The organism is Arthrobacter sp. UCD-GKA (genome assembly GCF_001863355.1).
Lineage (GTDB): Bacteria > Actinomycetota > Actinomycetes > Actinomycetales > Micrococcaceae > Paeniglutamicibacter.
Map to the genome: position 1 here is coordinate 36,736 of NZ_MOLR01000014.1, position 19,836 is coordinate 56,571.

18 protein-coding genes and 1 tRNA gene are annotated in these 19,836 nt (G+C 68.9%); 15 read left to right on the forward strand and 4 right to left on the reverse strand.

Annotated features, from left to right (window positions below; translation table 11 throughout):
- The first annotated feature begins 4 nt into the window (after positions 1-4).
- From BLJ79_RS19475 to BLJ79_RS19485, 3 genes are all read left to right on the forward strand, one after another.
- Positions 5-466 carry a DUF4233 domain-containing protein gene (locus BLJ79_RS19475; protein ID WP_071216441.1) on the forward strand — a complete coding sequence of 154 codons (462 nt, stop codon included), beginning with the start codon at positions 5-7 and terminating at the stop codon, positions 464-466.
- A 50-nt stretch (positions 467-516) separates the two neighbouring features.
- Complete coding sequence (ndk, locus tag BLJ79_RS19480; protein WP_071216442.1) at positions 517-933, forward strand: nucleoside-diphosphate kinase; 417 nt, start codon at positions 517-519, stop codon at positions 931-933.
- Positions 934-1,346: 413 nt separating this feature from the next.
- Complete coding sequence (locus tag BLJ79_RS19485; RefSeq protein WP_139194975.1) at positions 1,347-1,628, forward strand: hypothetical protein; 282 nt, start codon at positions 1,347-1,349, stop codon at positions 1,626-1,628.
- A 10-nt stretch (positions 1,629-1,638) separates the two neighbouring features.
- Here the strand turns inward: BLJ79_RS19485 and BLJ79_RS19490 are convergent, their stop codons facing one another.
- Together BLJ79_RS19490 and BLJ79_RS19495 are read right to left on the reverse strand one after the other, a co-directional pair.
- Positions 1,639-2,082: a ribosomal maturation YjgA family protein gene (locus BLJ79_RS19490; protein WP_071216444.1), complete on the reverse strand. Its 444-nt coding sequence runs from the start codon at positions 2,080-2,082 to the stop codon at positions 1,639-1,641.
- 4 nt (positions 2,083-2,086) lie between these two features.
- A complete protein-coding gene (locus BLJ79_RS19495) occupies positions 2,087-2,716 on the reverse strand; it encodes a vitamin K epoxide reductase family protein (RefSeq protein WP_071216445.1) in 630 nt (209 codons plus the stop codon).
- Between the two features lie 568 nt (positions 2,717-3,284).
- Here BLJ79_RS19495 and BLJ79_RS19500 point away from each other — a divergent pair.
- The 12 genes from BLJ79_RS19500 (at position 3,285) to BLJ79_RS19555 (ending at position 16,396) form a co-directional block, all read left to right on the forward strand.
- Positions 3,285-6,671 (forward strand): Rne/Rng family ribonuclease, encoded by a 3,387-nt coding sequence (locus tag BLJ79_RS19500; protein WP_071216446.1) that lies wholly within the window; start codon positions 3,285-3,287, stop codon positions 6,669-6,671.
- 194 nt (positions 6,672-6,865) lie between these two features.
- A complete protein-coding gene (gene rplU, locus BLJ79_RS19505; protein ID WP_007272816.1) occupies positions 6,866-7,174 on the forward strand; it encodes a 50S ribosomal protein L21 in 309 nt (102 codons plus the stop codon).
- A 48-nt stretch (positions 7,175-7,222) separates the two neighbouring features.
- Positions 7,223-7,477: a 50S ribosomal protein L27 gene (gene rpmA / locus BLJ79_RS19510; RefSeq protein ID WP_071216447.1), complete on the forward strand. Its 255-nt coding sequence runs from the start codon at positions 7,223-7,225 to the stop codon at positions 7,475-7,477.
- A gap of 150 nt (positions 7,478-7,627) precedes the next feature.
- Complete coding sequence (gene obgE, locus BLJ79_RS19515; RefSeq protein WP_071216448.1) at positions 7,628-9,199, forward strand: GTPase ObgE; 1,572 nt, start codon at positions 7,628-7,630, stop codon at positions 9,197-9,199.
- Between the two features lie 10 nt (positions 9,200-9,209).
- Complete coding sequence (gene proB / locus BLJ79_RS19520) at positions 9,210-10,349, forward strand: glutamate 5-kinase (RefSeq protein WP_071216449.1); 1,140 nt, start codon at positions 9,210-9,212, stop codon at positions 10,347-10,349.
- An 80-nt stretch (positions 10,350-10,429) separates the two neighbouring features.
- A complete protein-coding gene (locus BLJ79_RS19525; protein WP_071216450.1) occupies positions 10,430-11,749 on the forward strand; it encodes a glutamate-5-semialdehyde dehydrogenase in 1,320 nt (439 codons plus the stop codon).
- Between the two features lie 105 nt (positions 11,750-11,854).
- Entirely contained in the window at positions 11,855-12,076 is a 222-nt protein-coding gene (locus BLJ79_RS19530; protein WP_071216451.1) for a hypothetical protein, read from the forward strand.
- Positions 12,069-12,710: a nicotinate-nucleotide adenylyltransferase gene (nadD, locus tag BLJ79_RS19535; RefSeq protein ID WP_083411489.1), complete on the forward strand. Its 642-nt coding sequence runs from the start codon at positions 12,069-12,071 to the stop codon at positions 12,708-12,710. The genes BLJ79_RS19530 and nadD overlap by 8 nt, the downstream gene beginning before the upstream one ends.
- Positions 12,711-12,722: 12 nt before the next feature.
- On the forward strand, positions 12,723-14,312 hold the full coding sequence (locus BLJ79_RS19540; RefSeq protein WP_071216453.1) for a superantigen-like protein SSL4: 1,590 nt from the start codon (positions 12,723-12,725) through the stop codon (positions 14,310-14,312).
- Between the two features lie 42 nt (positions 14,313-14,354).
- Positions 14,355-14,768 carry a ribosome silencing factor gene (gene rsfS / locus BLJ79_RS19545; RefSeq protein WP_071216454.1) on the forward strand — a complete coding sequence of 138 codons (414 nt, stop codon included), beginning with the start codon at positions 14,355-14,357 and terminating at the stop codon, positions 14,766-14,768.
- A 73-nt stretch (positions 14,769-14,841) separates the two neighbouring features.
- A tRNA-Ala gene (locus tag BLJ79_RS19550) sits at positions 14,842-14,917 on the forward strand.
- Between the two features lie 462 nt (positions 14,918-15,379).
- A complete protein-coding gene (locus BLJ79_RS19555; RefSeq protein WP_071216455.1) occupies positions 15,380-16,396 on the forward strand; it encodes an NADP-dependent oxidoreductase in 1,017 nt (338 codons plus the stop codon).
- 36 nt (positions 16,397-16,432) lie between these two features.
- On the opposite strand, the gene BLJ79_RS19560 is transcribed toward BLJ79_RS19555, so the two are convergent.
- Together BLJ79_RS19560 and BLJ79_RS19565 are read right to left on the reverse strand one after the other, a co-directional pair.
- Entirely contained in the window at positions 16,433-17,920 is a 1,488-nt protein-coding gene (locus BLJ79_RS19560; RefSeq protein WP_071216456.1) for an amino acid permease, read from the reverse strand.
- Between the two features lie 289 nt (positions 17,921-18,209).
- Entirely contained in the window at positions 18,210-19,580 is a 1,371-nt protein-coding gene (locus BLJ79_RS19565) for an FAD-binding oxidoreductase (RefSeq protein WP_071216457.1), read from the reverse strand.
- Positions 19,581-19,836 lie beyond the last annotated feature (256 nt).

Sequence of the window (19,836 nt, forward strand, 5' to 3'; positions counted from 1 at the left end):
AACCATGGCGAAAATGACCAAGGCGCAACGCGAATGGCGCCCCGGGATGCCCAAGAAGCCGCGCTCGACCCGTGTGATGTTCGCCTCCACGGTGCTCACGCTCGAGGCGTTCCTGGTGATCTTCGTGGCGCTGGCCGTCTTCGGGCTGAACCGCGACACGCTCTCCCCGGTGCTGGTCCTCGGCATCGGCGCGGTGGTCGCCTTGGCGTGCATCTTCACCTGCGCGCTGCTGAAAAAACCGCTGGGATACGCGATCGGATGGGGGCTGCAGCTGCTGCTGATCCTCTCCGGGTTCCTGTTGACCTCGATGTTCTTCATCGGTGCGGCCTTCGCCGCGACCTGGTGGTACGCGGTCACCAAGGGCCGGGCCCTGGACCTGGAAACGGCCCGCCGGGCGCGCGAGCAGGAAGCCTGGGACGCGGCGCACCCGCGGGAAGATCCCGGCGCACCGGGTGCCCAACCGTAGAATCAAGACCAACGACCATTTGCAGCACACAGAACGAAGGAGCCGCCTCCATGGCCATTGAACGCACCCTGATCCTGATCAAGCCCGACGGCGTCAAGCGCCAGCTGACCGGGCAGATCCTTTCCCGCATCGAAGCCAAGGGCTACGTGATCTCCGAGCTCAAGCAGGTTTCCGCCACCCGCGAACTGCTCGAGGCGCACTACGAGGAGCACGTGGGCAAGCCGTTCTACGAGCCGCTGGTCGAATTCATGCTTTCGGGCCCGCTCGTGGCGATCGTCGCCGAGGGCCAGAACGTGATCCCCGGCTTCCGCTCGCTGGCCGGCACCACGGACCCGACCACCGCGGCCCCGGGCACCATCCGCGGGGACCTGGGCCGCGACTGGGGCCTGAAGGTCCAGCAGAACCTGGTCCACGGTTCGGACTCGGTCGAGTCCGCCGCACGCGAAATCGGCATCTGGTTCGCCTAGTACCGAGGCGCCGACCCGGCGCCGCAGCGGGGTCCGGCCCGCGGCCTTCCACCAAGGAAGGCCGCGACCCGGACCCTTTTGCGTGGGCGGGGACCGACTCGGCGGCCGCATTCGTGCTTATGGACAGATGAACCGGGGATTCCGGGAGGTTGAAGACCACAGGGGAAGTGGCGTGGAACCGTCGACGGGCAACAGTCCAATGAAGCAGGGCGGGCACGCAGCGGCCCGCGGTTCTCGGGTGGTCGGTGCCCTGGGGGCCGGCGCGTTGCTGCTTGCCGGGTGCGCCCAGGGCACACTGGCCCAAACGCCGCAGGCGGACCTGCGGCCGTTGCTGGGGGCCATCGAGGCCTCCGCGACTCGCAGCGCATCCCTTGGGGGAGGTCTGTGGGCAGGCGCAGGACTTCGACCGGGCCGTGGCCATCTGTCCCTACATGGACCCGGACGACGTCGTCAGGGCACTGGGGTTCGAGTGGGAGGCGGCGGCCGCCCTGCCCCTGCAGCGCGAAGGACGCGGCGGCCTGCTGCTGGCCCGGGACGCGGGCGTCGTTGCGACCCTGCTGGTGGACAGGACGGAACTGGATTTCTGTTCCACGCCGGATGCCGCGGGAGCCCGGATCGAGCCCGGGCGGGTCCTGGGGTTCACGCCCGGGCCCGGCCCCACCTGGGATGCCGGCTGGAATGGCACGCTTCGGTAGGTGCGCCCGTTCAGGCCTTGGCGCCGCGGGCGCGCAGCAGGCCTCCGGCCACCAGATCGATGCCAAGGGCCAGCGCGGTCCCGAGGCCGTAGGCGAGCAGATCCAGCGGAACGAAGGTGGTGCCCAGCACCAGCCGCACCGGAGGGAAAAGTGCGGCGAGGTCCGCCGGGATGTCAGTGAGCTGCAGCAGCTCGATGAGCACGCAAAAGACCAGGGCCGCCAGCGCGTTGGCCACGTGCCCGGCGCGCGGGCGCAGGAAGGTCGCCAGCACATAGATCAGCACCGCGTAGACGACCCCGCCGGCCAAATCCGCCTCCAGCCCCGAACCGAGGAACCTGGCGCCCAGGCCCAGGGCAATGGCCGGCAGCACGCAGGCGGCGGCGCCCAGGCGGCGGGAGCGTGCCGCCGCCGCGGGGGATCGGCGGGCAGGCGCGGTGGCCGCGGACGCCGGCACGGGCTCAGGCGCCAAAGAAGGCACCGGGGAAGCGCAGCACGACGCTGGCCGCGGTGAGCACCAGCAGAACGATGACCGCGACCCAGGTCCACTCGGCAACGGCCTTGCGCACCGGAACCGATGCCGGGATCACCCCGTGGGCGATGTTGCGGGCGGTGGTGTAGAGGAACATCGGGATCATCATCGCCCAGACGATCATGCAGTACAGGCACAGGGCGTTGATCTCGTACAGCGCCTGGGACCAGAGCCAGATGATGAACACCATCGCCAGGGACACCCCGACCTGGACGCCGACCCAGTACCAGCGGGCAAAGCGCGCCCCGGCCAGCAGCGCCATGCCGATGGTGATCACGATGCCGAAGCCGACGATGCCCAAAAACGGGTTGGGGAAGCCCAGCAGCGCGGCCTGGGAGGATTTCATGACGGTGCCGCAGGAGACCCAGGGATTGAAGTCGCAGGAGGTGACGTAGTCGGGATTCTTGTACAGGGCGATGCGCTCGAGCACCAAGATGCCCGAGGCGATCCAGGCCACCGCGCCGGTGAGCACCAGGAACAGGCCGAAGCCCCGTGCCTGGGCCAAGCGGGGCAGCTGCTGCTCGTTGCTTGGCGGCGCTGCGGTGTCGGACTTGCTCATCGGGTGCTCCCTTGTGGCTGGTGGTTCTTGCCCCGGCGCGGCCACCGGCATCCGGCACACGTGCCATGCCGGGCCGGGATTTGTTGCTGGCCCCGCTTGAAGTCTAGTGGCCGCCGCCGCCCGCGCCCATGCCCCGCGCCGCGCGTGGGACAACCGGCGGGGCAATGCCGCGGGGCGCCGCGTGTCGCCGATGTTCGGGTCGGCGGCATCCTTCGGCGTGTCGGTATGAGACAATTGCAGTGGTTGTTCGTGGATCCACAGTCTGCTTTCAACCCAACGACAGGCTTTCAAGCCCGATTGCGATGCATCTGCTGCCAAGAGACCGCCTATACGAAGGTCTTCAGCGAATACCGCGATATGGTCGCCGCAACGTAAAGCGGCTTGCTTGGAAAAGCGCCGTTGGTCTTGCACGGATGCCGCGCCCCCATAGTTGGTAGGCGCACCCGGGCCGGGCATATCAAAGGACTTCCGCTGGGACACGCGGCCACAAGGCCCGGTCCAGCGAACCAACCAGGGGCGAGCAGCTATCTGTGGGAGCGTTCGACCCGCCGAGGAGCACTCTTTTAACATGGCACTGAATCGCGACGAATCAAAGGCAGCGATGGGCCAGGGCCCCAAGGGCCGCACCCGCACCACCCGCCCACCGCGCGGAAACTTCAACGAACCCTCGCCGCCGCCACCGCGCCGGGCCATGACCCTGGCCGAGCTCAACGACGCAGCAGCCGCACCGACCAGGAAGGTGCGCGCGAACGTTTCACCGCGCGCCGCCACCGCCCGCCGTGGTTCGGCCCCCCGCAACGCCCCTGCCCGCCAGGGCAGCGACGCGACCGTTGAATCGGTCGTTGCGGCGGCCACCGGCCAGGCAACGGCCAAGGCACCGGCCCAGGCGCCTGCCGCCGAAACGGTGAAGGCCCCGGCCCGCCGCGGCCCGCGCCGCGCCACCTCCGGGGTCACCTCCCCGGGCACCACGGCCGTCGAGCCGGACACCGTCATCGAGGCCCCCGCGGCGCAGGCCGCCGCCGAGGCCAAGACCGAACCCATGCTCGAAAAGGCCGAAGCCGCCGCCGAGGAAGCAGCGGCGCCCAAGGCCGCCGCCAAGCGCCCGGCCCGCGGACGCAGCCGCAAGGCCACCTCCCCTGCCACCGGCACGGAAGAAGCAGCCTCCGTCGAAGCGGTCGAGGCACCTGCCGCCATCGAGCCCGCAGCCGAAGCCACCGAGGAACCGGCGCAGGATGCCGAGCCAGCCAAGACCGCACGGCGCCGCCCGGCCCGCGGCGGACGCGGCACCCGCGCCACCCAGGACACCGAATCCCAGGACGCCCCGGCCCGGTCCGCAGCCGAAGCCCCGGAGGGCGAAGTCGACGCGGCCGAGGAGGCAACCGCCGAACTCGAGCCGGTCGCCGTCACCGACCCGTTCGCCATCCCCGAATCCGCACTCTCGCTGATCTTCCAGGCACCGACCCTCCCGGCCGCCGCAGAGGCTGCCGGCGACGAAGACGAGGACGAGGACGAGGGCCACGCCGGCAACGGCCGCCGCTCCCGCCACGATTCCGACGACGAGCACGGGGACGAGTCGGGCGTCGTCTCCCGCCGACGCCGTCGCCGCCGCCGCGGCGAGGCCGACCTCGAGCTGACCGGCGGCTCGGAGAACGACCCGCCGAACACCATCACCCGGGTCCGCGCCCCGCGCGCCACCCTGGAACCCGTCGTTTCCAACAAGGTCACCGCCGTGCGCGGTTCCACCCGCCTGGAAGCCAAGCGCCAGCGCCGCCGCGATTCACGCGAATCCGGCCGCCGCCGCCAGGTCATCACCGAGGCCGAGTTCCTGGCCCGCCGCGAATCCGTCGACCGCCAGATGATCGTGCGCCAGCGCGAGGACCGCATCCAGATCGGCGTCCTCGAGGACGGCATCCTGGCCGAGCACTTCGTCTCCAAGACCCAGCAGGACTCCCTGATCGGCAACGTCTACGTCGGCAAGGTGCAGAACGTGCTCCCGTCGATGGAGGCAGCCTTCGTCGACATCGGACGCGGACGCAACGCCGTGCTCTACGCCGGCGAGGTCAACTGGGACGTCGCGGGCCTGGACGGCCAGCCGCGCCGCATCGAGCACGCCTTGAAATCCGGGGACACCGTGCTGGTACAGGTCACCAAGGACCCGGTCGGCCACAAGGGCGCCCGCCTGACCAGCCAGATCTCCCTGCCGGGCCGCTACCTGGTGTACGTGCCGGGCGGCTCGATGACGGGCATCTCGCGCAAGCTCCCGGACGTGGAGCGCAACCGCCTGAAGAAGATCCTCAAGGACCACCTGCCGGAGAACGCGGGCGTCATCGTGCGCACCGCCGCCGAGGGCGCCTCCGAGGAAGAGTTGATGAACGACATCAACCGCCTGCGCGCCCAGTGGGAAGGCATCGAGGCCGCCTCGACGTCCACCAAGACGCTGGCACCGGAACTGCTCTACGGCGAGCCGGATTTGACCATCAAGGTGGTCCGCGACGTCTTCAACGAGGACTTCACCAAGCTGATCGTCTCCGGCGACGAGGCCTGGGACACCATCGAGGCCTACGTGACCTACGTGGCCCCGGACCTGGTCTCGCGCCTGGAAAAGTGGGAGTCCGACGAGGACATCTTCGGCCACTACCGCCTCGACGAGCAGATCCACAAGGCCCTGGACCGCAAGGTCTTCCTGCCTTCGGGCGGCTCGCTGGTCATCGACCGCACCGAGGCCATGACCGTGGTCGACGTGAACACCGGCAAGTACACCGGTTCGGGCGGCAACCTCGAGGAAACCGTCACCAAGAACAACCTGGAGGCGGCCGAAGAGGTCGTGCGCCAGCTGCGCCTGCGTGACATCGGCGGCATCATCGTCATCGACTTCATCGACATGGTGCTCGAGTCCAACCGCGACCTGGTGCTCCGCCGCTTGGTCGAGTGCCTGGGCCGCGACCGCACCAAGCACCAGGTTGCCGAGGTCACCAGCCTTGGACTGGTGCAGATGACGCGCAAGCGCATGGGCACCGGTTTGCTGGAAGTCTTCGGCGAGAACTGCGAGGCCTGCAACGGCCGCGGCGTGATCACCCACGACGAGCCCGTTGAGCACCGCCGTTCCTTCAACTCGGCCGGCGAGCCGCACGGCTCGAGCAACCGCGCCGCCGAGAAGCCCTCGCGTGCCGAGCGCCGACGCCGCAACCGCGGCTCGGACGAGCCCCACACCGAGCAGGCAACCGCCGCGACCCCGGTAGAGGCCAAGGAGCCGGAGGACGCCGCCAAGGCCGACGCCGCACGCACGGCCTTTGCCAACATCGCCGCCGCGGCACACGCAGCGCACGAGCACGAGGAAGCCGAGTCCTCGGACGAGGGCGCCACGCTGACCGTGGCGGGGGAGTCCGTGACGGTTCCCGCCGCACGACGCAACCGCCGTGCCGGCTCCGCCGCCGCAGCCGCCCCGTCGCTGACGCTGGAGAACCTGGAAGCAGCGCTTCCGGACCACTCCCCGGCCGCCGAGCCGGCCGAGGCCTCCGACGCAGCGGAAGAGGACGAGTCGGGCAATGCACGCCCGGCCCGCACGCGGACCCGCCGCAAGGCCCGCGCCAAGGCAACCGAACCGGCAACCGCCGAGCCGGCCGCCGAGGCGCCTGCCGCAGCCGCTGCACCGGTCATCTCCGGTGTTGCCGGCCAGGCCTCGGACGACGCCCCCGTGGCGGAGCCTGCGGCAGCGGCAACCAAAAAGACTTCGGGCCTCGAGCCGGTGGCGCGCGTCAAGCGCAGCCGCCGTGCCACGAGCCCGCAGGGTGGATCCGACGCCGCAGTTTCTGTGGCATCGGACACGCTTGCGGCATCGGGTACATCCCATGTTGCTTCGCTCGCTGACCAAGCCAAGGCCGAAAAGCCGCTAAACGCCGCGAATGCGCCGATTATGCTGGGTGTCGGGGTACCGGTCAACGAGTTGAAAGAGTAGGGGTCTTGACGACTCGCGGGGTCAGGCTGTATTTGCCCCTGCAGCGCTTTTTAGCGTAGTCTAGATCCTCGGTGCGAACGCCAGCTATCGGATTCTTCCGCTCGGCGTGCCAGCACAGCGCAATCCCCAGGCTCGTTTTGGGGTAGTGATGCGCAGCAAGACATATTGAACGTCGAGTAGAAGTGAGTACCCACGTGGTGTACGCAATTGTCCGCGCTGGCGGCCGCCAGGAAAAGGTTTCTGTTGGAGACCTCGTTACCCTTGACCGCCTGAAGGCTGCCCCCGGCGCCTCCATTGAACTGCCGGCCCTGTTGCTGGTTGACGGCGAGAAGGTAACTTCGGCTGCCGACGAGCTGGCCAAGGTTACGGTGACCGCTGAGGTCGTTGAGAATCTTCGCGGCCAGAAGATTGTCATTCAGAAGTACAAGAACAAGACCGGTTACAAGAAGCGCCAGGGTTTCCGCGCTTCGTTGACCAAGGTCAAGGTCACCTCGATCGCTTAATTGCGGTTGTTTCCAAGAATTCTCATTACCTGAAGGTAGGCACATTCAATGGCAAGTAAGAAGGGCGCGAGTTCCACTCGCAACGGTCGCGACTCCAACCCCCAGTACCTGGGCGTCAAGCGCTTCGGTGGTCAGGTTGTTTCCGCCGGTGAAATCATCGTTCGCCAGCGCGGCACCCGCTTCCACCCGGGCGCCGGCGTGGGAATCGGCAAGGACGACACCCTGTTCGCACTGGAAGCCGGAGCTGTCGAATTCGGCACTCGCCGCGGCCGTAAAGTCGTGAACATCGTTACCGCTGGCTAACTAAGCGCGTAACCGCATTCATTACACTGTAGAGGGTGGGCCGCACGGCTCACCCTCTATGTGTTTTTCCAAAACCCCTGTGTTTTGCCGCCTCCCGCCCCCGGGAGCAGCGCGCGGAACGCCACCCTTTTTTGCTAGGAGCTTTCAACCGTGGCAGCCTTCATCGACCGAGTGGTCCTCCATGTCTCCGGTGGTACCGGTGGGCACGGCTGTGTCTCCATCAAACGCGAAAAGTTCAAGCCCCTGGGCGGGCCCGACGGAGGAAGCGGCGGCAACGGCGGAGACGTGATCCTGCGAGTCGACGCCCAGACCACCACGCTGCTGTCCTACCACCACTCGCCGCACCGCCACGCCGGAAACGGCGAGGGCGGCAAGGGAGACCTGCGCCCCGGCAAGAACGGCGAGACCCTCATCCTTCCGGTGCCCGAGGGCACCGTGGTCAAGACCCGTGACGGCGAGATCCTGGCCGACCTGATCGGCGACGGAACCGAATACATCATTGCCGCCGGCGGCCTGGGCGGCTTGGGCAACGCAGGCCTGTCCAGCCAGCGCCGCAAGGCCCCCGGATTCGCGCTGCTGGGCACCCCCGGCGCCTCCGCCGAGGTCGTCCTGGAACTCAAGTCCGTCGCCGACGTCGCCCTGGTGGGCTACCCCTCGGCCGGAAAGTCCTCGCTGATCGCCGCGCTGTCCGCCGCGCGCCCCAAGATCGCCGACTACCCCTTCACCACGCTGGTCCCGAACCTCGGAGTCGTCCAGGCCGGAGAGACCCGCTACACCGTGGCCGACGTCCCGGGCCTGATCCCCGGGGCCTCCGAGGGCCGCGGCCTGGGCCTGGAGTTCCTGCGCCACGTCGAGCGCTGCGCCGCCCTGGTGCACGTGCTTGACTGCGGCGCACTGGAAGCGGACCGCGACCCGGTCTCCGACCTGGACATCATCCAGGCCGAACTCGACGCCTACGAGGTCGACTCCTCGTTCGCCGGCGCCGACGGCCAGATCATCCCGTTGAACGAACGCCCGCGTCTGATCGCCCTGAACAAGGTCGACATGCCCGACGGACGCGACATGGCCGGATTCGTGCGCCCTGAACTGGAGAAGCGCGGCTACCGCGTCTTCGAGGTCTCCGCGATGACCCGCGAGGGCCTGCGCGAGTTGTCCTTCGCGATGGCCGAACTGGTCACCGAGGCACGCGCCAAGATCGAGGCCGCACCGCTGCCGGTTCCCGTCGAGGTGCTGCGTCCGCGCGGCACCAAGGCCAGCCGGGCAGGGTTCGTCATCCGCAAGGAAGAGCGCAACCTCGAGCCGCTCTACCGCGTCATCGGCGAAAAGCCCCAGCGCTGGATCATGCAGACCGACTTCCGCAACGACGAGGCCGTGGGCTACCTGGCCGACCGCCTGGCCAAGCTGGGCGTCGAAAACCAGCTGTACAAGCTCGGTGCCAAGCCCGGGGATGCGGTGGTCATCGGCTCCGAGGTCGACGCCGTGGTCTTCGACTGGGAGCCGACCATGGCCGCAGGCGCCGAGCTTCTGGGCTCGCGCCGTGGACAGGACGAGCGCCTGGCAGAGTACGGTGCACGCCCCTCGCGCGACGAGAAGAAGGCGGTGCACGAGGCGCGCAAGGGCGCCAAGGCCGCCGCCCGCGAAGACCTGGAAGCCGAGCGCAAGGCCGGAATCTGGACGGAGTCGGTCAACTACAAGCACCAGCTACCCAAGTCCGGGGAGTAACCGAGAAACCGTGCGCGCCACACACCAGCCCTCGGGCATCACTCAACGCCAGGACCTGCCCCGCGCCTCGCGCATCGTGGTCAAGGTCGGTTCCTCGTCCCTGACCACGCTGGCCGGAGGCATCTCCGAGGAGGCCCTCAGCTCGCTGGTGGACCGCCTCGCGGCGGTCAACACCGCCGGGACCGAGCTGATCCTGGTTTCCTCCGGTGCCATCGCCGCCGGCCTGGCGCCCCTTGACCTGGGGCGCCGGCCGCGCGACCTGGCCACGCAGCAGGCTGCGGCCTCGGTGGGGCAGGGCCTGCTGATGGCAAAGTACACCCAGGCGTTTTCCGCCCACGGGATCACGGTCGGCCAGGTCCTGCTGACCGCCGACGACCTGATCCGCCGCCAGCAATACGCCAACGCGTTCCGCGCATTGAACCGGTTGCTGGCCCTGGGCGTGGTGCCGATCGTGAACGAAAACGACACCGTGGCCACCCACGAGATCCGCTTCGGGGACAACGACCGGCTCGCGGCCCTGGTGGCGCACCTGGTCAAGGCCGACGCGCTGCTGCTGCTCTCGGACATCGACGCGGTCTACGACGCCCCGCCGAACGCCGGGGGAGTGCGCGTGCCGTCGATCGAGCGCGCGGAGGACCTTGAGGCGTTGCGCATCGGGTCCACCGGATCCGCGGGACTGGGCACCGGGGGCATGGCCACCAAGGTCGAGGCCGCCACCATGAGCGCCGAATCGGGCATCCCGACCCTGGTCACCTCCACCGCCAACGCCGCCGCGGCGCTGGCCGGGCACGACGTGGGAACCTGGTTCTCCGCCCGCGGCGGGCGGCGTTCCACCCGGATGCTGTGGTTGGCGCACCTGGCCACCACCCAGGGCCGGCTGCTGCTGGACCCGGGCGCGGTGCGCGCCGTGGCCTCCGGGGTCGCCTCGCTGCTGCCGGCCGGGATCACCGGGATCAACGGCTCCTTCGAGGCCGGGGACGCGGTGGAGATCACCGACGGCTCCGGACTGGTCATTGCCCGCGGCCTGGTCAACTTCTCGTCGGCGGAACTGCCGAAGATGCTCGGGCGCTCCACGCACGAGCTCGGCGAGGACCTGGGCAGCTCCTACGAACGCGCCGTGGTTCACGTCGACGACCTGGTCGTGGTCTAGCAGCGCAGCCGCTACCGAAGCCCGTCCCCGTGCTTAACATGGGGGCGGGCTTCGGCGCATCCACCGTAGAATAAGGGATTATGAGCCAGAACATTGATGCAGCCTTGACCCTGACCGATGCCGCCCAGGACTCCGGCGGGCCCGAGGCCGCCACCCTCGCCGTGGCCAGGCTGGCCGACCGCGCCCGCGCCGCCTCGCGCGTGCTGGCCCGGGCGGACCGCAACTGGAAGGACCGGGCGCTGCTGGCCATCGCAGCCTCGCTGGATTCCAACCGCAAGGCCGTGATCAAGGCCAACGCCAAGGACATCGAGGCCGGGCGCGCCAACGGCACCACCGAGGCGCTGCTGGACCGGCTGCGGCTGAACGACGCGCGCGTCGACGCGCTGATCGCCGCCCTGGAGGAACTGGCCGGGCTGCCGGACCCGGTGGGCACCGTGCTGCGCGGCCAGACCCTGCCCAACGGCCTGCGGCTGCGCCAGGTGCACGTGCCCATGGGCGTCATCGGCGCCATCTACGAGGCCCGCCCCAACGTCACCGTCGACATCGCCGGGCTGGCGCTGAAGAGCGGAAACGCCGTGCTGCTGCGCGGGGGAAGCGCCGCCGCGCACTCCAACGAGGCGCTGCTGGCCCTGATCCGCGACGCCCTGGAAACGGTGGGGCTGCCCGCCGACGCCGTGGCCTCGGTCGATCCCTGGGGCCGCGACGGCGCCGACGCGATGATGGGCGCACGCGGCAAGATCGACGTGCTGATCCCGCGCGGCGGGCGCGAGCTGATCCAGCGCGTGGTCACCACCGCCAGCGTCCCGGTCATCGAGACCGGTGAGGGCAACGTGCACATCTACCTCGACGAGTCAGCCGATGCCGCCATGGCCGCCCCGATCCTGCTCAATGCCAAGACCCAGCGCCCCTCGGTGTGCAACACCGTCGAGACCCTGCTTCTCAACGCAAAGGCCGCCGCGGCCCCCGAGGTGCTTGCCGCGCTGGCCAAGGCCGGGGTGCGCCTGCACGTCGATGCCCGCGCCAAGGCGCTGGCCGGTGGAATCCCGACCATCGACGCCGTCGAGGAGGACTGGGACACCGAATACATGGACCTGGACCTGGCCGTGGCCGTGGTTGATGACCTGGATGGTGCGATCAAGCACATCCGTGCGCACAGCACCGGTCACACCGAGGCGATCCTGACCAACAACCTTGCCCATGCCGAGCGCTTCATCGCCGAGGTCGACTCGGCCGCGGTGATCGTCAACGCCTCCACCCGGTTCACCGATGGCGGGCAGCTGGGACTGGGTGCCGAGGTCGGCATTTCGACGCAGAAGATGCACGCCCGCGGTCCCATGGGCCTGCGCGAGCTGACCACGACCAAGTGGATTGTGCAAGGCGATGGGCATGTTCGTTCGTAGCCGCGTGCCAAGGTGGGTACGATAGAGGCTAACGAGACAAAATAGTTACAACAACGTGCCGTGCGCGCCTACGCGGGTCCGGCACACATAGCAACCTGGAGAAACATGTTTACCCAGTCCCTGAACGCGGCGATCCTGGCTTCCGAGTCCACCGGTGGAATGACCACCCAGACCCAGGCGCTGCTTGTCGGCGGCGGAATCTTCCTGCTGTTCATGCTGATGCTGCTGATCACCATGTCCTACTCCAACGTGGGCAACCGCCACCAGGTCAAGCCGGAACCCGAGGACACCCACCGTACGCACACCAACAAGCACGGCCATCACTAGCCGTCTCGAGGCCGAACGTACGGACCGCCCATTTCGCCTCGGCGTCATGGGCGGCACCTTCGATCCGATCCACCACGGGCACCTCGTGGCAGCCAGCGAAGTCGCCTCGGTCTTCGACCTTGACGAAGTCGTGTTCGTGCCCACCGGGGAACCGTGGCAGAAGTCGGACCGCGACGTGGCCCCGGCCGAGCACCGCTACCTGATGACGGTGATCGCCACGGCGGCAAACCCCCGCTTCACGGTGAGCCGGGTGGACATCGACCGACCCGGCCCCACCTACACCATCGACACCCTGCGGGACCTGCGCGCACAGCGTCCGGAGGCGGAGCTGTTCTTCATCACCGGCGCTGACGCCATGGCGCAGATCATGGGGTGGAAGAACGCCGAGGAGCTGTGGCAGCTGGCGCATTTCGTGGGGGTCACCAGGCCCGGCCACGAGTTGCCGGTGCTGGACCGCAACGACGTGTCGTTGATGGAGGTCCCGGCGATGGCGATTTCCTCCACGGATTGCCGTGAACGGGTGCGGACCGCGCATCCTGTCTGGTACCTGGTGCCAGACGGCGTGGTGCAGTACATCGCCAAGTACAAGCTGTACAACGACAAGAACAACGCAGTAAGCAACGGCCAGGAATAGAGACGGCCGGGAATGGACAAGATGAGCGACGAGACCGGGCCCGCGCTCAGCAGGCGAGCCCTGCGGGAGCAGCGACGTGCCGAGGCCGAAGCCCAGCTTGCCCGCGAGGCGGCGGCGGGCCAAAAGCCCGTGCCCCCCGCACCGAAGCCCGATGCGGCCAAGCCCGCCGCAGCGAAGCCGACGGCAGCCAAGCCGGCGGCGGAGGTTCCCGTGCCCAAGGCCGCCGTTCCGACGGCGCAACCCGCTCCCGGAATAGTCGAGAAGCCTGCCGCCAAGCAGGCCGAAAAGCCCGCCGTTGCCAAGCCGGCAGGGAAGCCGGTCGAGAAGCCTGCCGCCAGGCCGCCTGCTGCACCTCCTGCCGCCACGCCCGTCCGGGAGCCCGTGGCCGCCAAGCCCGCGGCCAATCCCGTGTTGGAACCGGCGGAACCTGCGCGCAGCCGTCGCGCCGCCACCGGTGCGGTTGACGCGATGCCGGAACGCACCGAGCGCACCTCCCTGCAGCGTGCCCGCGACCGCGAGGCCCTGCGCACCCGCCGCCGCCTGGAACAGGAAGTCTCCGAACTTTCACCCAAGGACCCTGCCCCCGCCGAAGACCCGGCACCGCTGACGCGCAAGCAGATGCGCCTGCAGGCCCTGGGCGCCGCGAAGGACGCGGGCGCCGCACAGTCCGCACCCGCACCCAAGGCCACGCCGGCACCGGCCAAGCCCGCTCCGGCCAAGCCCGCACCCGGCAAACCGGCCCCGGCCAAGCCTGCAGCGGCCCAGCCGCCAGCCGATCCCGAAACCCCCTCGCCGCAGATGAGCGTCGAGGAAGCCCTGGCGTTGCGCCAGCGCTCCGGCGGGGCGGCCCCAAGCGAACCGCTGCTCATCGCGCCCGAGGAAGACCTGGCCAACGTGGACCTGGAGGTCCTGGCCCAGCAGCGCGAGCTTGCCGCGCGTGCCGCGATCATTTCCCGCCGCGCCGCCGAGCGCCTGCGCATGCAGGAGGAAAACACCCAGCGGGCCGGTGCCCGCCGCTCGGACCCCTTCACCGGGGCCATGAACCACCTGGTCGAAGAGGACATCGAGAAGAAGCTGGTCAACACCGGCATCTCCGGTCCGCGGACACGTGGCTACAACATCGCCATGACCGACCAAGGCACCATCGTCGAGGAACCGCAAACCACCGCGGCCCCGGCCACCAAGACTCCGGCTTCGGCGCCCCGGGCGCCCCAGTCGACGACCCCGGCAGCGAAAGCCCCGGCGGTCACACCTGCGCACAAGCCAAAGGCTGCTACTCCGGCCCAGGCATCGGCTGGCGGCTCCAAGCCACCCGCCGCGAAACAAGCTGCCGCAGCAGCACCGGCCAAGGCCCCCGCGGCCCCGGCCGCCGGCAAGGCGGTGGCGGCACCCGAATCCAGGGCTCCCCGCGCCGAAGATGTTGGGCCCTCGACGTCTCGTCCTCCCGTGCGTGCAGTGCGCGCCCAGGGACTCGAGCCGTTGGACGTGCAGACCGCCGGAATGCGCCGTGCCAACAACATGTACTTGATGGTCATCGCGGCCTTGTCCGTTGGAGGCGCGGCCCTGGTGGCCGGCCTCATCATGTTCCTGAACTCCAACTAGCGCGCTTTTGCGACGCCACAATTCCCTCAAGGAGAACCCCCTATGAGCGCCCACGAACATTCCATCAACCTGGTCAAGGCCGCGGCACTGGCCGCCGCCGAGAAGCAGGCCGAAAACCTGATCGCCCTTGACGTTTCCGAGCGCCTCGGTGTCACCGACGCGTTCCTGATCGCCTCGGCTTCCTCCGAGCGCCAGGTCAACGCGATCGTCGACGAGGTCGAGGACAAGCTGGCCGAGGAGTTCGACATCCGCCCGGTACGCCGCGAAGGCCGTGGCGCGGGCCGCTGGGTCCTGCTCGACTACGCGGATGTGGTCATCCACGTCCAGCACAACGAGGACCGCGTCTTCTACGCCCTGGAGCGCCTGTGGGGCGACTGCCCGCTCATCGAGCTGCCGACCACCGGCGAGCCCGCCACCGACATGTCGCACATCGAAACGCTCCCCGATTCGCTCTAGGGTCCCTCGATTTGCGCCACGCGTTTTGTGTGGCCTATGATGGTTGAGTTGCCCGCAAGGGCGGCTCTCATCTGGGGGTATGGCGCAGTTGGTAGCGCGTCTGCATGGCATGCAGAAGGTCAGGGGTTCGAATCCCCTTACCTCCACCAGATAGCAAGAATAAAAAGGTCTCCGGCTCAGGTCGGAGGCCTTTTTTGTGTCCCGATGCGGCCGGGGCCGCAGACGCGTTCTGCAATCCTGCTGGCGATCCCTGGTGCCGCTTGGCGGCGGGGCGGACGCCACACGGGCTCAACCGCGAAGCGGTGTTGCCGTCGAACCGGTCGGCCACGGGAGCCGGCGTGCCGGCATCCAATCGTGCCAACCGCCGCCGTGCGTTGCCTCCGCGGGCAACCGGTTCGGCCGCCCGCAGCCCGGAAGAACGAACTCCGGAATCGGGACGTGGCGGACTTCCGTACCGGTTCCCGGGGCCGAGGGTCGCCGGTTACTGAGAGTGGGCTCACGGTGGCCTGCCCGGTGTGGGCGTGTAGATTCTAGGTGCACCTGCCCCGCCGGATGATCGCCTGAAGTGTTCGCCGTGAAGCGTAGTGATCCTTGGTGCGACGGAGGAAAACATGAAAGCCATTGCCTACACCAGGTACGGCGGCCCGGACGCCACGACGGTCCTGGAACTGCCCGAACCGCGGCCCGCCGCCAACCAGGTTCTCATCAAGGTCGCCGCGGTGGGCCTGAACCCGGTCGACGCGATGCAGCGGGCCGGAACCCTGAAGATGCTTCATCCCTACAAGTTCCCGAAGATCGCCGGGAACGAACTCAGCGGGGTCGTCACCGCGCTGGGTCCCGGGGTCTCCCGCTTTGCGGTGGGGGACAGGGTGGTCTCACGCGTGGGCAAGACTGCGTTGGGTGCCCTGGCCCAGTACCTGGCCATCGACGAAGCCCTGGTGGCCCGCGCGCCGAAGTCCGTTGCCCTGGTCAATGCCGCGGCGCTGCCGCTGGCGGGCCTTACCGCGCAGCAGGCGCTGGGCCCCAAGCACCTGGACCTGCAATCCGGGGAACGGCTGCTGGTCACCGGCGGCGCAGGGGGAGTGGGCCTGCTGGCGATCCAGCTGGCCAAGCTGGCCGGGGCACACGTGACCACCACCGCATCCCCGCAGGGGCGCCAGGTCGTCGAGCAGGCCGGTGCGGATCGCGTGATCAACTACCGCGAGTCCAAGGTTTCCGATTACGCGGGGCAGTTCGACAAGGTGCTGGACCTGGTTGGCCTTGAAACGGACCTCGACGTGTTTACCCGCGTGCGGGCCGGAGGGAAGGTCGTGTCCATCACCGGTCCGCTGACTCCCGAGGGGATCCCGGAGGAGGTCTCGGGCCTGCGCCGGGCGCTGGTGCGCCCGGTCGCCGCAGCCATGAGCCGCAAGGCCAGGAAGGCGGCCGCCGCGGCCGGTGCCACGTATGATTTCTTCTTCATGGAGCCCGATGCCGGCGGGCTGGCGCTGCTGTGCGGATTGGTCGATGCGGGGAAGCTGAAGCTCGGCATCGACAGCACCTACCCCTTGGACGATTTTGCCAGCGCCTTCGAACGCCTTGAATCCAGGCGCGCGAAGGGCAAGGTCATCATCGTGATGCCTTCCTGAGACGGCGAGAGCCCCCCGGTGCCCCGGTGAAGAAGCTTAAGGAACGGAGGTTGGTTGGTTCAGCCGGCTGTGCTTCCGCGAGTAGGCGAAATAGACGATGAAGCCGATGGCCAGCCAGATCACGAAGCGGATCCAGGTTTCCAGGGCCAGGTTCAGCATCAGGTAGAAGCAGACGAGGACCGAGGCGATCGGGATCACCGGCACCCACGGCACCTTGAAGGCGCGCGGCAAATCCGGGCGGGTGCGGCGCAGCACCATGACCCCGATGGACACCAGCACGAACGCGGCCAGGGTGCCGATGTTGACCAGTTCCGCGAGCGTGGACAGCGGCACGAAGGTGGCCAGGACGGCGATCGGGATGGCGGCAAGGATCGTGAACCGGTAGGGGGTGCCGAAGCGCGGGTGGGTCTTGGCCAGCGCCACCGGGAAGAGTCCGTCGCGGGCCATGGCGAAGCCCACGCGGGTCTGGCCCAGGAACAGGATCATGCACACCACCACCAGCCCGATGCAGGCGCCGATCGCGATCAGGTCGCCCATCACCGGCAGCCCGGCGTTCACGAAGGCGGTGGCCAGCGGTGCCCCGTCGTCGGGGTCGATGTCCTTGTAGCTTTGCATGCCGGTGATCACCAGGGACACCGCCATGTAGAGCACAGTGACGATGGCCAGGGAGCCGAAGATGCCGATGGGCATGTTGCGTTGCGGGTTGCGGGTCTCCTCGGCCGTGGTTGCCACGACGTCGAAGCCGATGAAGGCGAAGAACACCATGGCGGCGGCGGCGAAGACCCCGCCGATGCCAAAGACGCTGGGATCGAGCCCGAAGATGCTCTGCACCAGCGGCAGGTGCAGTGCGCCGCCGCGGGAGGCCGCAGGGGATTCGGCCGGCGGGATGAAGGGGGACCAGTTGGCCAGGTTGATGAAGAACGCCCCGGCGATGATCACCGCGAGCACGACGAGGATCTTGATGGCCGTAACGACCTGGTTGATGCGGCTGGAGAGCTTCACCCCGGAGATCAGCACGATGGCCAGGCCGACGACAAGCAGTCCCGCGGGCAGGTTCAGCACGCCGTTTTCCGCGGTGGCGATCGCCTCGGGGATGGCGAAGGGGGTGCCGGACAGGACCACGCCCAGGTACTGGCTGAAGGAGGTGGCCAGGGCGGCGGACCCGACGGTGAATTCCAGGATCAGGTCCCAGCCGATGATCCAGGCCAGAAGTTCGCCCATGGTCGCGTACGTGTAGGTATAGGCGCTGCCGGCGGCCGGAACGCTGGAGGCCAGTTCCGCATAGCACAGGGCTGCCAGCCCGCAGCCGAGCCCGGCGATCAGGAAGGAGATCGAGATGGCGGGCCCGGCGTTGGACGCCGCGGCCTGGCCCGTGAGCACGAAGATGCCGGCGCCGATGCTCACCCCGACGCCGAAGACGATCAAATCCAGTGCGCCCAGGTTTTTCTTGAGCTTGTGTTCGGGTTCCTCGGTTTCGGCCATCGTCTGCTCGATGGTCTTCGTGCGGAAAATTCCCCCTGACATGATGTGCCTCCTCGGGGTGGGAACGCGTGCTGCCGTGCTGGGCACCAACGTACGCCCGGGTGGGGGACACCAATAGGGCAAATAGTCCCCCGTGGAAGTGGCGGGCGGGTGCGCTGTTGCCGGTTCCGTCGCCCGTCGCCCCACGTATGCCACGAAGCGGTGCATCCAAGCGCGCACGCGCCGGGGAGAAGCCACCGTCGCTGCTGAAGTTCGGGACGCAGCAAGCCAATGGCTGCGCCCGTGGGCCTGACGGGAACGCCGCGGGGGACCTGGGTCCGGGGCCCGGAGCTCAGTCCAGCTGGTAGCCGAAGCGGAACCTCGAATCAGGGTCCCAGCCGGCCTTGACCCGGCGCAGGCGCTCGACGTGCCCGGGTTCCCAAGCCTTGCGCACATCCTGCGGGGCCCAGGAGAAGCCGCGGAAATTGATCGAGGGTCCTCCGTGGGACCACGGTTCCATGGCCCCCAGCACCGCCAGGCCGCTGGCCGCCACCGCTTCGCGCAGCGGCGGGGCGTAGGGGCCGACCACATTCACCGCGAAGGCGGCATCGCGCCTGCCCACGGCGTTGGGGTGCTCGGGCTGGCGGGCGAAGGCGCCGCCCAGGTGGCGCAGCTCGGCCAGGATGAGCGGGATCCGGAGTTGGGGCCCGGCGGTTTCCAGCAGGGCGTCGATCGCGCCGGCATCCAGGGAGCCCAGCAGCAGCGAGGCGTCCCAGGCGGGCATCGGGTCGGTGGGGTCCTGGTGGACTGACCCGATCAGGGAGTACGGCATCATCGCCACCATGTCGACCAGCGCACCGGCGGTGCCGCGCATGGGGGCGAGCAACGCCGCGCCCTGCTGGTCGCCGCCCACGTGGACATAGCGCAGGTGCACCGTGGTCTTGCCGCGCAGCGGTTCGGGGAACTCCGGGGCGTCGGGCAGCCGCAGCAGGGCCATGGAGGCGGTCGTGGACTCGGGCAGGGACCGTGCCCACGGGCCGAAGGCGTGAAAGAGCTCCGGAGCGTGCTGCCCGGCAAAGAAGATGCCGCCCCCGTAGACCTCGGCGACCGGGTGCAGGTCGAACCGCAGCTGCGTGACGATGCCGACGGAGCACTTGCCGCCGCGCAGCGCCCAGAAAAGTTCCGGTTCCCGCACGGCATCGACCTCGAGCGTGTCGCCGGAGGCGGTGACCATCCGCAGCGCGGTCACGTGGTCCGCGGCAAACCCGAAGGTGCGCCCCATCGGCCCCATGCCACCGCCCATGGTGTAGCCGACGACCCCGATGTCCGGGGAGGAACCGTTCAGCGGGGCCAGCCCGTGCGGTGCGGCTGCGGCAATGACCTTGCTCCAGCGCACCCCGGCCCCGACGCGCACGCTCCGGGTCTCCGGATCCAGGTCCAGTTCCTGCAGCCCCGCGGTGTTGATGAGCATCCCGCCGTGGGCCTGGGTGCCCAGCCCGTGGCCGGTGGCCTGTACGTGGACCGCCAGCCCGTGGTCGGCGGCATGGCGCACCGCGGCGGCGACGTCCCTGCTTGAGCGAGGCAGCACCGCGATATCCGGCCGGAACTCGTGGGCCAGGTTGAATCCGAGGCAGGCGGCTTCGAACCCGGGGTCGGTGGAACCGAATACCTCGCCGTCGATCGCGGAGCGCAATGCGGAGGCGTAGATGCCGTTGGTGGCCATGGGTGGGTTCTCCTGGGGAGGCGGGTGCGCGGGTGGCGGCCCCCTGCGTGGTGGTGCTGCCGGCAGCCGGGCGGACGGCGTCGGATCGGGATGCGCCGCGGTTTCGCGGCACCGATTCGCCATGCCGGAGGGTGCCGCAACGGCACCATCGGGCCGATGGCGTGAGCCCCAAGGCACCCGGGGGTGCGAGACAGGCGAGTGTGTCCCGGAAACCGGTGGTGTGCCCGGCGTTGGTGGTCCCCATTCCCTGCCGGGG